The following is a 15419-nucleotide window of genomic DNA, read 5'->3' as shown; positions in this document are numbered from 1 at the left end:
CCTCTTACGACCGATCCGCCGAATAGGCCTCGCCGACAACGGATTCCAGTGCGACACGCACGGCATCGAGGTGTTCCGCCATGGCCTTTGCGGCCACGTCGTAGCTCCTGGACTCGATCCCGTCGACTATCCGGTCATGCTCGTCGTTCGACCTCTGTTGCCGGCCGGCGACCAGGTTGAGCGTTTCCGACTGCCGGGTCAGCGCTTCACGAATATCGACGACGACCGACTCGAACACACGATTGCGACTGGTCCGGGCGATCAGCGCGTGGAACTGAGCGTCCAGGGACACCCACACCAAGGGGTCGTCCTCGTCGCGCATCTGACCGGCCAAGCCGCGCAATGCGGCAAGGTCCTCGGCAGAGTGCCGCTGCGCCGCCCAACCGGCAGCGGGGATCTCCACATGAGGGCGCGCCTCGACGAGCTCGTTGGCAGCGTAATTCCCGAAGTCGAGGTCGCGCGCGATCGAATCACTGATGACGAACGTGCCCAGACCCGATTTGGTCTCGGTCAGACCCAGCGCATGACATGACCGCAGTGCCTCGCGGATGACCGAACGACTGACCCCGTGCCGCGCCGCCAACGACGCTTCCGACGGGAGCCGCTCACCGACCGCCAGCTCACCCGAGGTGATGGCGGCGCGCAGGTCCGCGAGAACAGCTTCGGCAGCGCTGACCCGCGCGGTCACGGGACGCCTGGCTGCCCAGCTGTCTGACAGGTTCATGGCAACATTCTTCTCACGACCAGGCAAATGCGTCAACCTGCGCGTATCGAGGGGTTGACGACCGCAAGTGAGCCAAGTAACAATGTCACCTGTCTGACAGCCTGGCAGGCAGGTAGGTGGGCAGCTCTACCAACTGCCTCTCCGAGCGCCGCGGGACCACTGCTAGCGCGAATCCACGTGAGGAATGAAGTCAAGTGCTCGAAACGAGAACAGAACACGACCTACTCGGGGACCGCCAGGTGCCCGCAGAGTCGTACTGGGGTATTCACACGCTCCGTGCGGTGGAGAACTTCCCGATCACCGGTCGGCCGATCTCGACGAACCCCTCGTTGATTCGCGGACTCGCCTTCGTCAAATGGGCGGCATCGAGCGCCAACGAGAAGCTGGGCATTCTCGACCACCGCCGCGCCGAGGCGATCGGCCAGGCCTGCCGCGAAATTGTCGAGGGCCGCTGGCACGAGCAGTTCGTCGTCGATGTGATCCAGGGTGGCGCCGGGACGTCGACCAACATGAACGCCAACGAGGTCATTGCCAACCGGGCGCTCGAAATTCTCGGTTACGATCGCGGCGAGTACCAGCACCTGCACCCCAACGAGCACGTCAACCTCAGCCAATCGACCAACGACGTCTATCCCACGGCAGTCAACATCGCCACGATTCTGACGATCGAGGATCTGCTCGACGCCCTGCGGGTGCTGCAGGAGGCGTTCGCTTCGAAGGCCGTCGAGTTCGCCGGCACGGTGAAGATGGGCCGCACCCAACTTCAGGATGCGGTCCCGATGACGCTCGGACAGGAATTCGCCACCTACTCGGTGATGATCGACGAGGACCGCGCACGACTCGGGGAAGCAGCGCTACTGGTCCACGAGATCAATCTCGGAGCCACCGCAATCGGGACCGGTCTCAACGCCCCCGCCGGGTACGCCGAGGCCGCGTGCGACAAGCTGCGCGAACTCACCGGACTTCCCCTCGTACTCGCCACCGACCTGGTGGAGGCCACCCAGGATGTGGGCCAGTTCGTGCACCTGTCCGGCGTCCTGAAGAGGATCGCGGTGAAGTTGTCGAAGGTCTGCAACGACCTCCGTCTCCTGTCCTCTGGGCCGCGGGCGGGACTCAACGAAATCAATCTGCCGCCGGTGCAGGCGGGATCTTCGATCATGCCCGGCAAGGTCAATCCCGTGATTCCGGAAGTGCTCAACCAGGTGGCCTACGAGGTCATCGGTCATGACGTCACCATCACGATGGCCGCCGAATCCGGCCAGCTGCAACTCAACGCCTTCGAACCGATCATCGTGCATTCGCTGTCGGACGGAATGCGGCATCTGGCCGCCGCCTGCCGCATCCTGGCCGACAAGTGCGTTCTCGGGATCACCGCCAACACCGAACTTCTGCGTGCCCGGGTCGAAGACTCGATCGGACTCGTCACCGCGCTCAATCCGTACATCGGCTATACCGCGTCGACCCGTATCGCGCAGGAAGCGCTGGTGTCCGGTCGTAGGGTCGCCGACCTCGTGATCGAGGCCGGACTACTCGACCGAGACGAACTCGATCGACTACTCAGTCCGGAGCACCTCGCCAACCTGAGGGCTGGTACGGCAACTCAGGCTCCCGTTCCGACGACCGCTGGAGTGGTGTCATGACGATCGAAAAAGACGGCCCGAGTCAGACACACGACATCTTCGTCGAGGAAGATCTGGGGTACCGAAAGGCACTCGGCCCTCGGCAGATTCAGATGATCGCCATCGGTGGTGCGATCGGTACCGGCCTGTTCATGGGCGCCGGTGGACGCCTTCATCAAGCAGGACCCGCCCTTGTTCTCGTCTACGCCCTCTGCGGATTCTTCGCCTTCCTAATTCTGCGGGCACTGGGCGAGCTGGTGATGCACCGTCCCACGTCGGGTTCGTTCGTCTCGTACTCGCGCGAATTCTTCGGCGAGAAAATGGCATTCGCCGCCGGCTGGCTCTACTGGCTGAACTGGGCGATGACCGCGGTCGTCGATGTCACCGCAGTAGCGCTCTACATGAACTTCTTCAAGAAATACTGGGCGCCACTGGGAGACGTCGACCAATGGGTGTTCGCCTTGGCGGCAGTAGCGCTCGTTTTGACACTGAACATGGTGTCGGTACGCGTGTTCGGTGAATTGGAATTCTGGTTCGCGCTCATCAAAGTCGTGGCGCTGGCCGCCTTCCTCTGTTTCGGGGTCTACTTCGTCTTGTTCGGTACCCCCATCGATGGCCACACCTCCGGCTTCAGCATGATCTCCGACAACGGCGGGTGGTTCCCCAACGGCATCCTGCCCGCGATCGTGGTGATTCAGGGCGTCGTATTCGCCTACGCATCCATCGAATTGGTCGGCACTACGGCCGGGGAAACCAAGAATCCGGAGAAGGTGATCCCCAAGGCGATCAACACGGTGATCCTCCGGATTCTCGTCTTCTACGTCGGATCCGTCATGTTGTTGGCGCTACTCCTCCCCTACATGGAATATCACGCCGGCGAAAGCCCGTTCGTCACCTTCTTCGGAACGATCAACCTCGAAGGCGCAGACGCGATCATGAATCTCGTCGTACTCACCGCCGCACTGTCCTCACTCAATGCCGGACTGTATTCGACCGGACGAATACTGCACTCGATGGCCATGGCAGGGTCTGCGCCCGCGTTCGCGGCGAGGATGAACAAGGCGGGCGTCCCCTACGGCGGCATCGCTCTCACGGGATTCGTCATTCTCCTCGGTGTCGGACTCAATGCGATCGTTCCCACTCAGGCGTTCGAGATCGTCCTCAACCTGGCCGCCCTCGGGATCATCAGCGCCTGGGCCGTGATCGTGTTGTGCCAGTTGAAACTCTGGAAGTTCGCGAAGGAGGGGCGTCTCGTCCGGCCGAGCTTCCGGATGTTCGGCGCCCCCTACACCGGCCTTCTGACGTTGGCGTTCCTCGTCGGGGTAGTCGTGCTGATGGCCTTCGACCACCCCGTCGGAACGTGGACCGTCGGATCGATCGCCATCATCGCCCCGCTCCTGGTAATCGGGTGGTACGCCTGCAGAAACCGCATCCGCGACCTGGCCGCCGCACGAGATGGCAGCATGTCCATCGATGACTACCCGACCGCCTCGCAGGGAGGACAGTAAGTGCCTACAGTCGCCGTCGTCACCACCGGGGGCACCATCGCGAGCCGACGCGACGAGGACGGTGTGAGCCGTCCCGTCGTCACCGGCCCGGATCTGCTCGCGACCGGAGCCGAGCGGGCGGCCACCGAGGTCCGCGTCACCGATGTGCTGTCGAAGGACAGCTCGTGCATGACCTTCGCCGACATGGATCGGGTATGCGAGGCAATCGCAGCGGAACTCCGCGACCCCACTGTCGCCGGGGTGGTCGTTCTCCACGGAACCGACACCATGGAGGAAACCGCGTTTCTGGTGGATCTGCATCACGCCGATCCCCGGCCGGTCGTCTTCACCGGGGCACAACGGACCTTCGATCATCCCGAGTCGGACGCGCAGGCCAATCTCACTACCGCATTGTCGGCCGCCACCGATCCGGCCATGCGTGGCCGGGGAGTGTTGATTTCCTTCGGCGGAAAGCTTCATCCGGTTCCGGGGGTCCGCAAGGCAGACACGACCGCGCTCGATGCGTTCCGGTCCGTCCGCACCCCGATGCACCGACACCGGCCCGAGCCACTGCCCTGGCGTCCGATCTCCGGCGTCCGTGTCGACGTCGTCGCGATCTACCCTGGGACGGATCGTGTGCAGTTCGACGCGTGTCGCAGCGCCGGCGCGCACGGCGTGGTTCTCGATGCGCTCGGATCCGGCAATGCGAACCCCGGAATCGTCGAGGCGGTACGCGAATGCGTCGCGGCGGGTGTGCCGGTCGCCGTATCCACCCGCGTTCCGTACGGGTCGATCTCCCCCACTTACGGCGGAGGTGGAGGCGGCTCCGATCTCGTCGCGGCCGGGGCCCTATTCTCGACCGACCTCAGAGCCGGACAGGCCCGCATTCTTCTCGCGGCACTGCTTGCCGACCCTGACCTGACCGGCCTGGAGAAGGAATTCGATCGCCGATCCCGGATCGAGCTGTAGCCCGGTCAGCTCAGGTTGAACGGTTCCGGCGCACTGCGCAGCTGTCCCAGCTGCCCCACCACGGTGTATGCGCCGGGACCCACCGGGTCGCGCTGCGGTTCCGGCTGGGTGAGGCAATCCGGTGCGGAAGTCTTGGCAGACCACTTCACCGTGAACTGAGCCTGCTCGCCGGGGGCGAGGGTGCGCAGGTCGGCTGCGGACTGCGGGAAGCAGTCGATGTTGGACCACAGCCGGACGCTGCCGTCGATCGTGTACACCAGCACCTGCTGCAGGCTGCTACCGAGGTCGCGCTGGCACGGCGTGGTGCCGATGTTGGTGATGACCGTCGTGAAACTCGGCTCTTCCCCCGGAAGGTAGGTCGGCTTGTCGGCAGCGACCTTGATGGCCAGGGATTGGTCCGGGCACTGGCCTGCCGCAACGGCCTGACCGCTGGCGGCTGCACTCGTCGACCCGGCACTGCTCGATGCTCCACTGGTCGAGGAGCCCGAGGCACTTGCCGTGCCAGACCCTTCATCGCCGGCCGCGGCAGCTCCACCGCCCCCACCCGAGCCGCCGGAACCACCACTCGACGGCGAACCCGACGCAGTCGGTGAAATCGACACCGGCGTGGTCAACGACGAGCTGGCCGCCGCGGGGTCGGTCTCGGAATCGTCCCCACCGCGGAGAGAACTGATCAACCAGACCACCAAGAGCAGCACGACGATGGCGCCGCCGATCGCCAGCGCCCTGCGGCGCCAGTAAATCTCGGGGGGCAACGGTCCATTCGGTTCCAGCACGACGTCAACGGTAGTTCGGCAGCGTGCGGGTACGGCTCAGCGGGTGCGGCGTGTCGCGGTCAGTCCGTGAGCTCACCGATGTCTCCGACGGCGCCCTGCAGGTGGGTGCGGCCGTCGGACAGCTTGTACGTGACACCGGCGATGGCGCACGCGCCGCTCTCCACCTTCTCCGCGATGATGCGCGACCGCTGCATGAGCAGCGCACCGGTCTCCACCACATGGCGACCTTCGAGTTCGTCGACGGTACTGAGGCCCTCGCGGCGTCCCTTCAGGATCGACGGCGCCACACGTTCGACGATGCTGCGGATGAATCCGGGGGGGATGTTGCCGTCGTCGAGGGCGTCGAGCGTCGCCTTGACGGCGCCACAGCTGTCGTGACCGAGCACGACGATGAGCGGCACGTTGAGCACTCCGACGGCGTACTCGATCGACCCGAGAACCGCGTCGTCGAGGACGTGGCCTGCGGTGCGGACGACGAACATGTCGCCGAGCCCCTGGTCGAAGATGATCTCGGCGGCGACGCGGGAGTCTCCGCAACCGAACAGGACGGCCGTGGGGTGCTGGCCGTCGACGAGCTTCGCACGATCGGCGACACCCTGACTGGGATGGAGCGAGGTGCCGTTGACGAACCGCTCGTTACCCTGGCGTAGGGACTTCCATGCAGAAACCGGGTTGGAGTTAGGCATGAGCATATTGTGCACCCCTCCTGTTGCACCGGCTCTGCGGGAGCATTACGTCGACGGAAAATCCGGTTGGCACTGCGGCGAAGGGACTTGTGAGAAGAAGTGACCGTGGACTCGTCTGCGCTGATCAGGTGGTACGACGCCGAGGCCAGGGATTTGCCGTGGCGTCGCGAGGGTGTGACCGCCTGGCACATCCTGATGAGCGAGATCATGCTGCAGCAGACACCCGTCGTCCGCGTTGCTCCCATTTGGGAGCAATGGGTACAGCGCTGGCCCGTCCCGTCCCTGATGGCGGCGTCGAGCCAGGCCGACGTCCTGCGCGCGTGGGGAAAGCTCGGTTATCCGCGGCGAGCGCTGCGACTGCACCAGTGTTCCGAAGTGCTGGCCACCCAGCACGGTGACGTGGTCCCGAGCGACGTCGACACGCTCCTCGAGCTTCCCGGGATCGGCGCGTACACCGCTCGCGCAGTGGCGTGCTTCGCCTACGGGCAGCGTGTCCCCGTCGTCGACACCAATGTTCGACGGGTGGTGGCGCGCGCTGTGCACGGCAACGCGGAGCCCGGCAACCCGTCGACGGTGCGCGACCTGGCGGACGCGTCCGCGCTGCTGCCCCGGACCCGCGCCCGCGCCGCCACGTTCTCGGCGGCACTCATGGAACTCGGTGCGACGATCTGCACCGCACGCTCCCCCGAATGCTCGCGGTGTCCGCTGCCGAGTTGCGCCTGGATGGACGCCGGGCGACCAGCGCACACCGGCGAACGCAGGAAGGTGCAGAAGTTTGCGGGCACGGACCGTCAGGTTCGCGGCAAGCTCATGGCGGTGTTGCGCGACAGTTCGCGTCCGGTCGAGCGGGTTCGCCTCGACCAGGTGTGGCTCGACGACCCCGGTCAGCGTGATCGTGCTCTGCACTCGTTACTGCTCGACGGACTGGTGGAGCAGACCGACGACGGCCTCTTCGCCCTCGCGGGTGAGGGAAGCTAGCAGCCCACGCGATCGGGCACAGAAGCTGAGGAAATTGCTGGAAACCTTCACGATTGCGTCCGCAGCTGACCAACCTCTGCGCAACCGTGCGCTCAGGTCAGTCCGTCCAGGAATTCCTCGACCACTTTCCGGTACTGCTCGGGCTGATCGTCGTGGACGAGGTGCCCGGCCTGCTCGATGCGGACGTATTCGGCACGGTAATGCCGCTCTGCCATCTTCCGCATCTGCCCCTCGGGGGTGATGGTGTACTCGCCCTCGATCAGCAGCGCCGGCACCGTGATCGAGGCCCACTGAGCCCAGAAGTGCCGGTCGCCCCACTCGGCGGAGATGTCACGGAACGTTTCGACCTCGCCGTGCAGGTACCAGCCGTCTTCACGCTGCTCGAACGAGTCGAGGAAGTACTGACCCGCGACAGGTCCGAAGTACTCGACGAGCGCCTCTCGCGTCTCGAACGGTTGCGGCCAGTTCGAGATCATCGCCGCCCAGTCGTCGGCGGTACGGCCACGAAAATCAGGCGCCATGTCTTCGAGAACGAGAGCGGCGACCTTCTCCGGGAACTCGGCGGCCAGGCACCACGCGTGCAAGGCGCCCATCGAATGCCCGATGACGACCAGCGGCTCGGCGACCGGACTCAATGCCGCCGCCAGGTCCTCGACGAATGATTCCGTCGACAGCACGGGCGGAGCGGGACGGCCGTGGCCTGCAGCGTCGAACGTGTAGACGTGGCCGTGTTCGCGCAGCCACGGAATTTGCCTGCGCCACGTCCGCGCACTGCCCATCAACCCGTGCAGCAGCAGAATCGGTCGTCCGGTGCCGCCCTCGTCGTGCAACGCACTCTCACCCACCACGACTGCGACGCTAGCGGAGTACCCTCCCCAAGCATGGCAGTGGTGAAGATCAATGCAATCGAAGTTCCCGAGGGTGCGGGCCCCGAACTGGAGAAGCGCTTCGCAGGACGCGCTCATGCCGTCGAGAATTCCCCAGGCTTTCTCGGGTTCCAGCTTCTGCGCCCGGTCAAGGGCGAGAACCGCTACTTCGTCGTCACCCAGTGGGAGAGCGAAGAGGCGTTCGAGGCGTGGCGCGACGGCCCTGCACGGGAAGCGCACGCTGGTGAGCGGCAGAAGCCGGTGGCGTCCGGGGCGTCTCTGCTCGAGTTCGAAGTGGTTCTCGACGTCTCGGCCGCGGCCGACCGCTGAGGACCTGCTCGACACAAACCTCGAGGCGAACATTGACACGGCGGCCCGCCGGGTGCGAAAGTTCGCAAGACAAAGCGATGGTTCGGCAGGAATCCGGTGCAAAACCGGAGCGGTCGCGCCACTGTAAATCGGAGTAGTCCCTCAGCTAGGCCACGGCAAGATGCGGGAACCACCTCGACAGCCAGATACTGCGGCCATCGCACGAACCTAGGGGACGCGACATCCCAGGAGGAATCATGGCACTCGTCTACGCACCCGGCGCATCGGTCGATTCGACCCGGCTCGCCGTCATTTCGTTCGCGATCGTACTTTTCGCGATGCTTGCTCTCTACCTCGTGGGATTCGACCAGGGCGCGATTTCGCGCAGTGGCATGTACATGCACGAACTGATGCATGACGGGCGCCACCTGCTGGGCCTTCCGTGCCACTGAGCGAGTCGTCCGCGAACATGCCACTGAGCGAGTCATCCGCGAACATGACACTGAGCGAGTCCTTCGGGAAGTTACTGATTCGCGGTCTGCTTGCAGGCTTGATTGCCGGAATCCTCGCCGGCGGCGTGGCATTCGTCCTCGGCGAATCGCACATCGACGCCGCCATCGCGATCGAGGAAGCGGGTAGCGCCGACCACTCGCACGGCGGGGCGGAATCGAGTGCACCGGCAGGCCACTCGCACGACGAGGAAGAAGCCCTGGTCAGTCGCAACGGACAGCGGTTCGGTCTGTTCCTCGCGACGTCACTCGCCGGACTAGCGCTCGGGGCGATATTTGCCGTCGTCGCGCACTACGCGCGCAGGGTGACCACTCTTTCGGGTCCGGTGCTCGGTATGGTGCTCGCGTCACTCGGATGGCTGGCGATCGAAGCCGTTCCGTTCTTCAAGTACCCGGCCAATCCGCCTGCCGTCGGCGATCCCGAGACCATCACCAGTCGCACCTGGCTGTGGCTCGCCGTGGTGGTACTGGGACTGTTCGCCGTGGTCGCCTCGGTATTCGCCGCGAAGGCGGTAGCTGCTCAGGAATTCCTGTCGACGCGCATCGCGGCCCCGGTGGCCGCTTTCCTGGTCGTGGTCACGGTCGGATATTTGATTCTGCCTACCGTCGACGAGGTCGGCGACGACTTCCCTGCCGGCCTGCTGTGGGATTTCCGCCTCGCATCCCTCGCCACCCAGGCCACCCTGTGGCTCGCTTTGGGTCTCGTGTTCGCCTTCCTCACCGAGCGTGCCAGCCGGGCGCAGGCGCCCGCGTCGGCGAACGCCGGCTGACCCGCCTCTCAGGGGCGTCAACGGAATTTGTCCCATCGGGCCGGGTCCGCCTCCAGGGCGGCCCGGTCCCAGCCACCCAGTTCGGCAGCCGCATCGTAGGTGCTGTGCAGGAACGTCAGCAGTGCCAGATCCGGATCTTCCGCAGTTCGCACGGCCTCATACGGCAGCAAGAACTGCCGGAACTCTCCGCTGTAGAGGGCTCCGTCGGGCCCGACCGGGTAGTCGGCAAAGCCATCCGGCTCCGGGTAGGCATACGCATAGAACGCGCCTTCGGCGCCACCACCAGGCCAGAAACCGCAGCTGCTCAGCTCGTGCGAGTAGCCCTCGACCATCACCCAGTCTCCGCAGTTCGGCGCTCCCCCAGGGTGAGTCGGCGCGGTTTTCCCGGAGAACCGGGTACAGGCCAGGTCGAGCGCACCCCAAAAAAAGTGCACGGGACTGACCTTCCCGATGAAATGCGAACGGAATTCGTGCAACACCCGATCCGCCTGCACGAGCTGACGCCAGAACCGGTACACCGACTCACCGTCGTACGTGCAGTGCTGGGTGTCCTCCGCGAACGGAACGGCTGGGTTCACCTCGTTGGGCCGGGCCCGAATGGTCGTCGCCACACCCAGTTCGGCCAGCGTGTCCATCGTCTCTGTGTAGAAATCGGCCACCGACTTCGGTTCGAGGGCAACCGTCCCGCTGCCGCCCGTACTCGTGCGGATCACCAGTCGATGGTCGGCGAAGTCGAATTCGATATCGAAACATTCGGTGCCGTACGGGACTGTCGACGTCGTGAGACCGCGGGGGCTCACGTACAGCGGGACCTGCCACCAGTGATTGATCAACGGTGCGTGGGCCAGGCGGATCTTCCCGACTATCTGCGTCCACATGTGCAGGGTGTCCCGTGTCGAGGTCCAGTCGTCCACTTTCAACGCGGGCCATGTGTCTCTGGATCGTGTCTGCTCGCGCAAAGTACCTCCCAGCCGATGACGTGCATTTCAATGTGCTCTTCGGCCAACGCGATGGCAAGCGCGTCGCACCGACGCCCGGGTAGGGGTCGACCTCACTGGCGCGGACACCGGCGTCGTCAGTCCACCGGCGCGGCGCTCGCCTGTGTCAGCAGCTGAAGGAACACGTCCTTCGGTTGAGCACCCGACACCACGGCGGTCTGCGACGAAGAACGGCACCGCCGATACCTGCAACTGTCGTGCAGTGTCGAGGTCGGCGCGTACGGCATCCGAACCGACGTCGGAGTCCAGCTGCTTCCGCACGACATCAGGGTCGAGACCGGTACTCGATGCGATGTCGACGAGAACGGCCCGATCGTCGATCACCGCGCCCTCACGGAAGTGCGCGCGGAACAGCGCCTCCACCACCGCGTCGCGCGAGTCGCCCGCGAGGTGAATCAGGCGGTGCGCGTCGAACGTGTTTGCGGCGATCACGGTGTCGAAGTCGAGCCTGAGCCCTTCCTCTGCGGCAGTACGCGACACATGTTCGAACATCTGACGCACCTGTTCTGCGGGCAGACCTTTGCTCTGCACGAGGGCGTCGAGCTCGCTGCGACGTTCCCCTGCCGGTGTTTCCGGCGACAGCTGATACGCCCGCCACGTCACCCGCACCCGCTCACTCCCCTCGAAGTCCGAGAGGGCATCGAGGAAGCGGTGCCTGCCGATGTAACACCACGGGCACGCCACGTCCGACCAGATTTCGATCTCGATGGTACGAGCGGAGTCGTCGAGTTGTGTCGTCACAGTTCAGAAAACAGTGCGAAGCCGCTTTCTGTTCCGTGACGTCGTGAAGTTGGGTTTGTCTTGGTCCGCCGCGCCGCATTTGCGCACCCGGGATTCGGCCCGCCGGGACAGTAGTCGGTCTTCGGTACCGGGAGTAACGTCGAAACGGTCGTGCCGCTGATCGAGGGGCGCTCGCCGCAATGCCCGGAAGATCGGCAGTGGACGTAGTTCTCGAACCCGCACTCATCCAGGGGAAATCATGGTGTACGTCGCTTCGCCGGGCAGGACTGTCGAAACTCTCGGAGTCGTGTCGATAACCGTCGGAGTCGTCCTTCTTTCCCTCCTCATGCTCTACCTGGTCGGGTTCGACCAGGGCGTGATCTCTCGAAGTGGCATGTACCTGCACGAACTGATGCACGACGGACGCCACCTACTGGGACTTCCCTGCCACTAGTTCCATCCAGGACCGGAGCCGGAGATGAACCCTAGAGCGGAATTCGAAGCACAGGCCAATCGCGTCGCCGAATTCACCCCAGTCCACCACGCCGAAATGGATTCGCCCTATTACCTTTCCAACGCTGCCTTCGACGCGTTGCGGCATGTCCTACACGATGTCGGCGGCCAGCCCGCTCTTCCCGTTCCGTACGAGGAGAAGGTGGAAGAAGACTGGGAGATGCGCACTTACGTCACTTGTGAATGCCTCGGATGGCGGGGTGTGTGGAATTCGGAAGAGCGCCGTCGTGCCGAGAACGATCTGGGTGCAACACTCTATTTCGGTCTGCCGTACTACGCCCGGTGGATCACGGTGGCGGCCAAGACACTGATCAACAAAGGCCTCATCACCCCTGACGAACTTTCCGCGAAGATCGACGAGGTTCGCCGGCGGTCGAGTGACCAACGAGCAGGTGGGAGTCCGTCATGAGTAAGTTCCGGATCGGCGATCGGGTCACCGTCCGGGACGCGACGTCGATGTTCCACACCAGAACTCAAGCGTTCATCCGCGGGCACACCGGCGTGATCGTCGAATATCGCCCGGAATGGGTGATACCCGAAGACGAGGCGTGGGGAAGGGTGGACGACGGACGAACGGAACCGTTCTATGTAGTGCGGTTCAAGCAGACCGACCTGTGGCCTCGCTACACCGGCTTCGACGTCGACACTGTGGAAACCGAATGCTCCGAGCGCTGGCTCGAGCTTGCAGGGGAGGCTGAGACATGACGCATTCGCACGACGACCACACCCCGATCCAAGCGTCGGAAGAGATCAGCGAATTCGAGATCCTCGAAACGGCGATCCGCGAACTGTCCATCGAGCACGGCCTGTTCTCCCACGAGGACCATCGCAGATTCTCGGAGTGGGCCGAATCCGTCGGGCCCTCCGGAGGGTCGAAGCTCGTCGCCAAAGCATGGGTCGACCCCGAATTCAAGAAGCGGCTGTTGGCCGACGGAACCGAGACGTGCAAGGAAGTCGGGATCGACTGGCGCGATCCCACCGGGTCCGGGACACCGAGCGACTACACCTACTTCTACGTGCTGGAAAACACGCCGAAGGTGCACAACGTCATCGTCTGCACGCTGTGTTCCTGCTACCCGCGGCCAGTCCTGGGCATGTCACCCGATTGGTACCGCACGCCCAACTACCGGCGCCGGATGGTCCGCTGGCCCCGGGAAGTCATAGCAGAGTTCGGCTTGCACTTTCCGCCCGATGTAGAAGTGCGCGTCCACGACTCGAATCAGAAATCCCGGTTCATGGTGATGCCGATGCGGCCGTCCGGAACCGAGGATTGGAGTGAAGAGCAACTCGCATCGATCGTTACCCGCGACACCATGATCGGTGTCGCAGTACCTCAGGTGGACTGGACGGCGACCACGCCACCCTCGGTCGGAGGACCACAGTGATGACCGACAAAGGTTACGAGATACTCCTGAACACGTTGACACCGTCCACGACCCGTGACGATGCCACGCTTCCCGACCTCGACCGTAAACCCGACCCCTGGGAATCGAGAATGCAGGCCACGGCTGAATGCCTGTCCTGGCGTGGCGCCTTCGACAATCTCGAGAGGCGCCACACCGAGGACGAGCTGGGCGAGACCGTCTACCGCGACTTTCCGGTCCGCAGCCGCTCCGTCATCGCGACTGCCCACGCGCTGATGGACAGGGGCGTGATCAATCAAGAGGAGCTGCAGGCCAAGATGGAAGAGATCCGCGCCCGATTCAACCGGCAGTGACGCGGCTCAGGACTCGAGGGCCGCGTCGAGCGTGATCTCGACACCGGTCAACGCCTTGCTGACAGGACACGACTCCTTGGCCGCCTGTGCGGCTTTGGCGAACCCGTCGGCGTCCAGGCCCTCCACTTCACCTCGCACGGTGAGAAGGATGCCGGTCAGCTTGAAACCCGGAGTGTCCGGGCCCAGGGACACATCGGCTTTCACCTCGAGACTCTGCGGAGTTCCGCCTGCCTCCGCGATCAGCGCGGACAACTGCATCGCGAAGCAGGACGAGTGCGCTGCGGCGATCAACTCTTCGGGGCTGGTGGTTCCGTCCGCGTTGTCGGCCGCTCGCTTGGGGAACGACACGTCGAACGTGGCAACTCCCGAGCTGGTGAGTTCGACTTGCCCCCCTCCCTGTTCGAGCGTTCCGTTCCAGGCGGTGCGTGCGGTACGTGTCGGCATGCCGATCCTCTCGTGTGACGTCAGTTCTCCTCGAACCTACTCGTACCGTGCGAGCATGCGCATCGCTCTGGACCGCAGTTCTGTCCGCAGATCCGGAGGTTCCAGGACCTCGACATCGTCCCCCATCGCCCAGAGCACACCGTGAGCATGGGCGCGGTCGCCGAACACCACCTCGACGCGAACCCGACTACGGTCGAACACGGACTGGGAGCGCACACCGAACACCCGTTCCACGAGATCGTCCCGACGGGCCACACGCACGAGTACGTCCGCGACAACCGGTTCCGTCCTCGCCCGGAACGCTGCGCGGCGACGCTGCCAGATGGCGGCGAGGTCGATGTCGGCCGGCCGGTGCGCAGGTTCCTCCAGTTCCACCGCCTCCTCGATGCGCTCGAGTCGGTACATCCTCTCCCTGCCGGCATCCATGGCGACGAGGTACCACCGTCCGGACGCATAAATGAGTCCCAGCGGGTCGACAATTCGCCGGACCGCCGCCGCACCCCTCGACGCGTACAGAATGCTCAGGCGACGTCCGACGAACACGGCCTGCTGGATCAGGCCGAGATGTTCCACGGCTTGGTCCGGGTCCGACAGCCAGGTTCTCTGAGTGACGAAAATCCGTTCGGCGACCTTGGTGGCCGCTGCGCGGTGTGCGTCGGGCATCGCCGCCACCACCTTGCGCATCGCCGACGCAAAGGCCGGAGCCATGCCCAGTGACTGCGAGGTGGCGGCGGAACCGGCCGCCAGCAGAGCTTTCGCCTCGTCGACGGTCAGCCCGGTGAGGTCCGTCGTGAATCCGGGGAGCAGTTCGAAGCCGCCGTCCCGGCCGCGCTCGGCATACACCGGTATCCCCGCCGTCGACAGAGCGTCGATGTCACGCAGCACGGTACGCGGCGATACCTCGAGCTCGCGGGCGAGCGCCGACGCCGACATCCGACCACGGTTTCGGAGCAACAGCACCAGCGACAGCAGACGGTCGGCACGCATGGGAAAAGTCTCGCAGAAATACATGACAGGAGATGTCATGTTTCGCGGCGATAGTTGCCGCATGACGACACAGACCACCGATCCCCGTCCCCTCTACCGCGAGGCACTCGCCTGGACTGCTGGCCTCATCGACCAGGTCCGCGAAGACCAGCTGGCGGCGTCCACCCCGTGCGCCGACTTCGACGTCCGCACCCTTCTCGGCCATCTGGTGGCCACCGTGGAACGTGCCCGGGTCATCGGCGAAGGCGGGGATCCGAGCACGATCCCCCTCGTCGTCACCGACTTCTCCGACGGGGACTACGCAGCCGCCTATCGGTCCGCGATCGAACGGATGTGGCCGGCCTGGG

General features: G+C 64.6%; 20 protein-coding genes, 1 pseudogene and 1 riboswitch. Of the genes and pseudogenes, 13 read left to right on the top strand and 8 right to left on the bottom strand.

The window, feature by feature from the left end:
• Positions 1–4 precede the first annotated feature (4 nt).
• Positions 5–724 (bottom strand): FadR/GntR family transcriptional regulator, encoded by a 720-nt coding sequence (locus ACH49N_RS29365; RefSeq protein ID WP_358276230.1) that lies wholly within the window; start codon positions 722–724, stop codon positions 5–7.
• 194 nt (positions 725–918) lie between these two features.
• Between ACH49N_RS29365 and ACH49N_RS29360 the strand changes: the two genes are divergently transcribed.
• Genes ACH49N_RS29360 through ACH49N_RS29350 form a run of 3 tightly spaced genes read left to right on the top strand, consistent with a single transcriptional unit; the run spans position 919 to position 4799 of the window.
• On the top strand, positions 919–2364 hold the full coding sequence (locus tag ACH49N_RS29360) for an aspartate ammonia-lyase (RefSeq protein WP_159919043.1): 1446 nt from the start codon (positions 919–921) through the stop codon (positions 2362–2364).
• On the top strand, positions 2361–3851 hold the full coding sequence (locus ACH49N_RS29355) for an amino acid permease (RefSeq protein WP_358276228.1): 1491 nt from the start codon (positions 2361–2363) through the stop codon (positions 3849–3851). The genes ACH49N_RS29360 and ACH49N_RS29355 overlap by 4 nt, the downstream gene beginning before the upstream one ends.
• A complete protein-coding gene (locus ACH49N_RS29350; protein ID WP_358276226.1) occupies positions 3852–4799 on the top strand; it encodes an asparaginase in 948 nt (315 codons plus the stop codon).
• 5 nt (positions 4800–4804) lie between these two features.
• Here ACH49N_RS29350 and ACH49N_RS29345 read toward each other — a convergent pair whose 3' ends face one another.
• Positions 4805–5575, bottom strand: coding sequence for a hypothetical protein (locus tag ACH49N_RS29345; protein WP_358276225.1), 771 nt, complete (start codon positions 5573–5575; stop codon positions 4805–4807).
• Positions 5576–5634: 59 nt separating this feature from the next.
• Entirely contained in the window at positions 5635–6261 is a 627-nt protein-coding gene (locus tag ACH49N_RS29340) for a carbonic anhydrase (RefSeq protein WP_159919039.1), read from the bottom strand.
• 99 nt (positions 6262–6360) lie between these two features.
• Between ACH49N_RS29340 and ACH49N_RS29335 the strand changes: the two genes are divergently transcribed.
• Complete coding sequence (locus ACH49N_RS29335; RefSeq protein ID WP_358276224.1) at positions 6361–7239, top strand: A/G-specific adenine glycosylase; 879 nt, start codon at positions 6361–6363, stop codon at positions 7237–7239.
• Positions 7240–7331: 92 nt separating this feature from the next.
• On the opposite strand, the gene ACH49N_RS29330 is transcribed toward ACH49N_RS29335, so the two are convergent.
• Positions 7332–8087: an alpha/beta hydrolase gene (locus ACH49N_RS29330; RefSeq protein ID WP_358276222.1), complete on the bottom strand. Its 756-nt coding sequence runs from the start codon at positions 8085–8087 to the stop codon at positions 7332–7334.
• A gap of 33 nt (positions 8088–8120) precedes the next feature.
• On the opposite strand from ACH49N_RS29330, the gene mhuD reads away from it, so the two are divergent.
• The 3 genes from mhuD (at position 8121) to ACH49N_RS29315 (ending at position 9693) form a co-directional block, all read left to right on the top strand.
• On the top strand, positions 8121–8435 hold the full coding sequence (gene mhuD / locus ACH49N_RS29325) for a mycobilin-forming heme oxygenase MhuD (RefSeq protein ID WP_109326490.1): 315 nt from the start codon (positions 8121–8123) through the stop codon (positions 8433–8435).
• A 61-nt stretch (positions 8436–8496) separates the two neighbouring features.
• Positions 8497–8649, top strand: a riboswitch (cobalamin riboswitch).
• Between the two features lie 22 nt (positions 8650–8671).
• A complete protein-coding gene (locus tag ACH49N_RS29320; RefSeq protein ID WP_109326489.1) occupies positions 8672–8866 on the top strand; it encodes a CbtB domain-containing protein in 195 nt (64 codons plus the stop codon).
• 44 nt (positions 8867–8910) lie between these two features.
• Complete coding sequence (locus tag ACH49N_RS29315; protein ID WP_358276220.1) at positions 8911–9693, top strand: CbtA family protein; 783 nt, start codon at positions 8911–8913, stop codon at positions 9691–9693.
• Between the two features lie 17 nt (positions 9694–9710).
• On the opposite strand, the gene ACH49N_RS29310 is transcribed toward ACH49N_RS29315, so the two are convergent.
• Complete coding sequence (locus ACH49N_RS29310) at positions 9711–10652, bottom strand: DUF5996 family protein (protein WP_358276218.1); 942 nt, start codon at positions 10650–10652, stop codon at positions 9711–9713.
• A gap of 116 nt (positions 10653–10768) precedes the next feature.
• Positions 10769–11399: pseudogene (locus ACH49N_RS29305) on the bottom strand (DsbA family oxidoreductase).
• A gap of 271 nt (positions 11400–11670) precedes the next feature.
• On the opposite strand from ACH49N_RS29305, the gene ACH49N_RS29300 reads away from it, so the two are divergent.
• From ACH49N_RS29300 to ACH49N_RS29280, 5 genes are read left to right on the top strand one after another with little or no spacing between them, the layout of a single operon-like run.
• Complete coding sequence (locus tag ACH49N_RS29300; RefSeq protein ID WP_159919034.1) at positions 11671–11865, top strand: CbtB-domain containing protein; 195 nt, start codon at positions 11671–11673, stop codon at positions 11863–11865.
• Positions 11866–11889: 24 nt separating this feature from the next.
• Positions 11890–12333 (top strand): SH3-like domain-containing protein, encoded by a 444-nt coding sequence (locus ACH49N_RS29295; protein ID WP_109326484.1) that lies wholly within the window; start codon positions 11890–11892, stop codon positions 12331–12333.
• A complete protein-coding gene (locus tag ACH49N_RS29290; protein WP_358276216.1) occupies positions 12330–12629 on the top strand; it encodes an SH3-like domain-containing protein in 300 nt (99 codons plus the stop codon). The genes ACH49N_RS29295 and ACH49N_RS29290 overlap by 4 nt, the downstream gene beginning before the upstream one ends.
• On the top strand, positions 12626–13309 hold the full coding sequence (gene scnC / locus ACH49N_RS29285) for a thiocyanate hydrolase subunit gamma (protein ID WP_109326480.1): 684 nt from the start codon (positions 12626–12628) through the stop codon (positions 13307–13309). The genes ACH49N_RS29290 and scnC overlap by 4 nt, the downstream gene beginning before the upstream one ends.
• A complete protein-coding gene (locus ACH49N_RS29280) occupies positions 13306–13641 on the top strand; it encodes a ScnB (RefSeq protein ID WP_358276214.1) in 336 nt (111 codons plus the stop codon). The genes scnC and ACH49N_RS29280 overlap by 4 nt, the downstream gene beginning before the upstream one ends.
• Positions 13642–13647: 6 nt before the next feature.
• On the opposite strand, the gene ACH49N_RS29275 is transcribed toward ACH49N_RS29280, so the two are convergent.
• Together ACH49N_RS29275 and ACH49N_RS29270 are read right to left on the bottom strand one after the other, a co-directional pair.
• Complete coding sequence (locus ACH49N_RS29275) at positions 13648–14085, bottom strand: OsmC family protein (protein ID WP_109326478.1); 438 nt, start codon at positions 14083–14085, stop codon at positions 13648–13650.
• Positions 14086–14121: 36 nt separating this feature from the next.
• Positions 14122–15072: a YafY family protein gene (locus ACH49N_RS29270; protein WP_358276212.1), complete on the bottom strand. Its 951-nt coding sequence runs from the start codon at positions 15070–15072 to the stop codon at positions 14122–14124.
• A gap of 37 nt (positions 15073–15109) precedes the next feature.
• Here ACH49N_RS29270 and ACH49N_RS29265 point away from each other — a divergent pair.
• Positions 15110–15419: maleylpyruvate isomerase N-terminal domain-containing protein (locus ACH49N_RS29265; RefSeq protein ID WP_397504815.1), on the top strand; the 310-nt coding region annotated here is incomplete at its 3' end.

It is taken from the genome of Rhodococcus sp. NPDC019647, from assembly GCF_044389235.1.
GTDB lineage: Bacteria > Actinomycetota > Actinomycetes > Mycobacteriales > Mycobacteriaceae > Rhodococcus_F > Rhodococcus_F oxybenzonivorans.
Note: the sequence above shows the minus strand (reverse complement) of the source record. Positions and strands in the feature narration are given on the sequence as shown.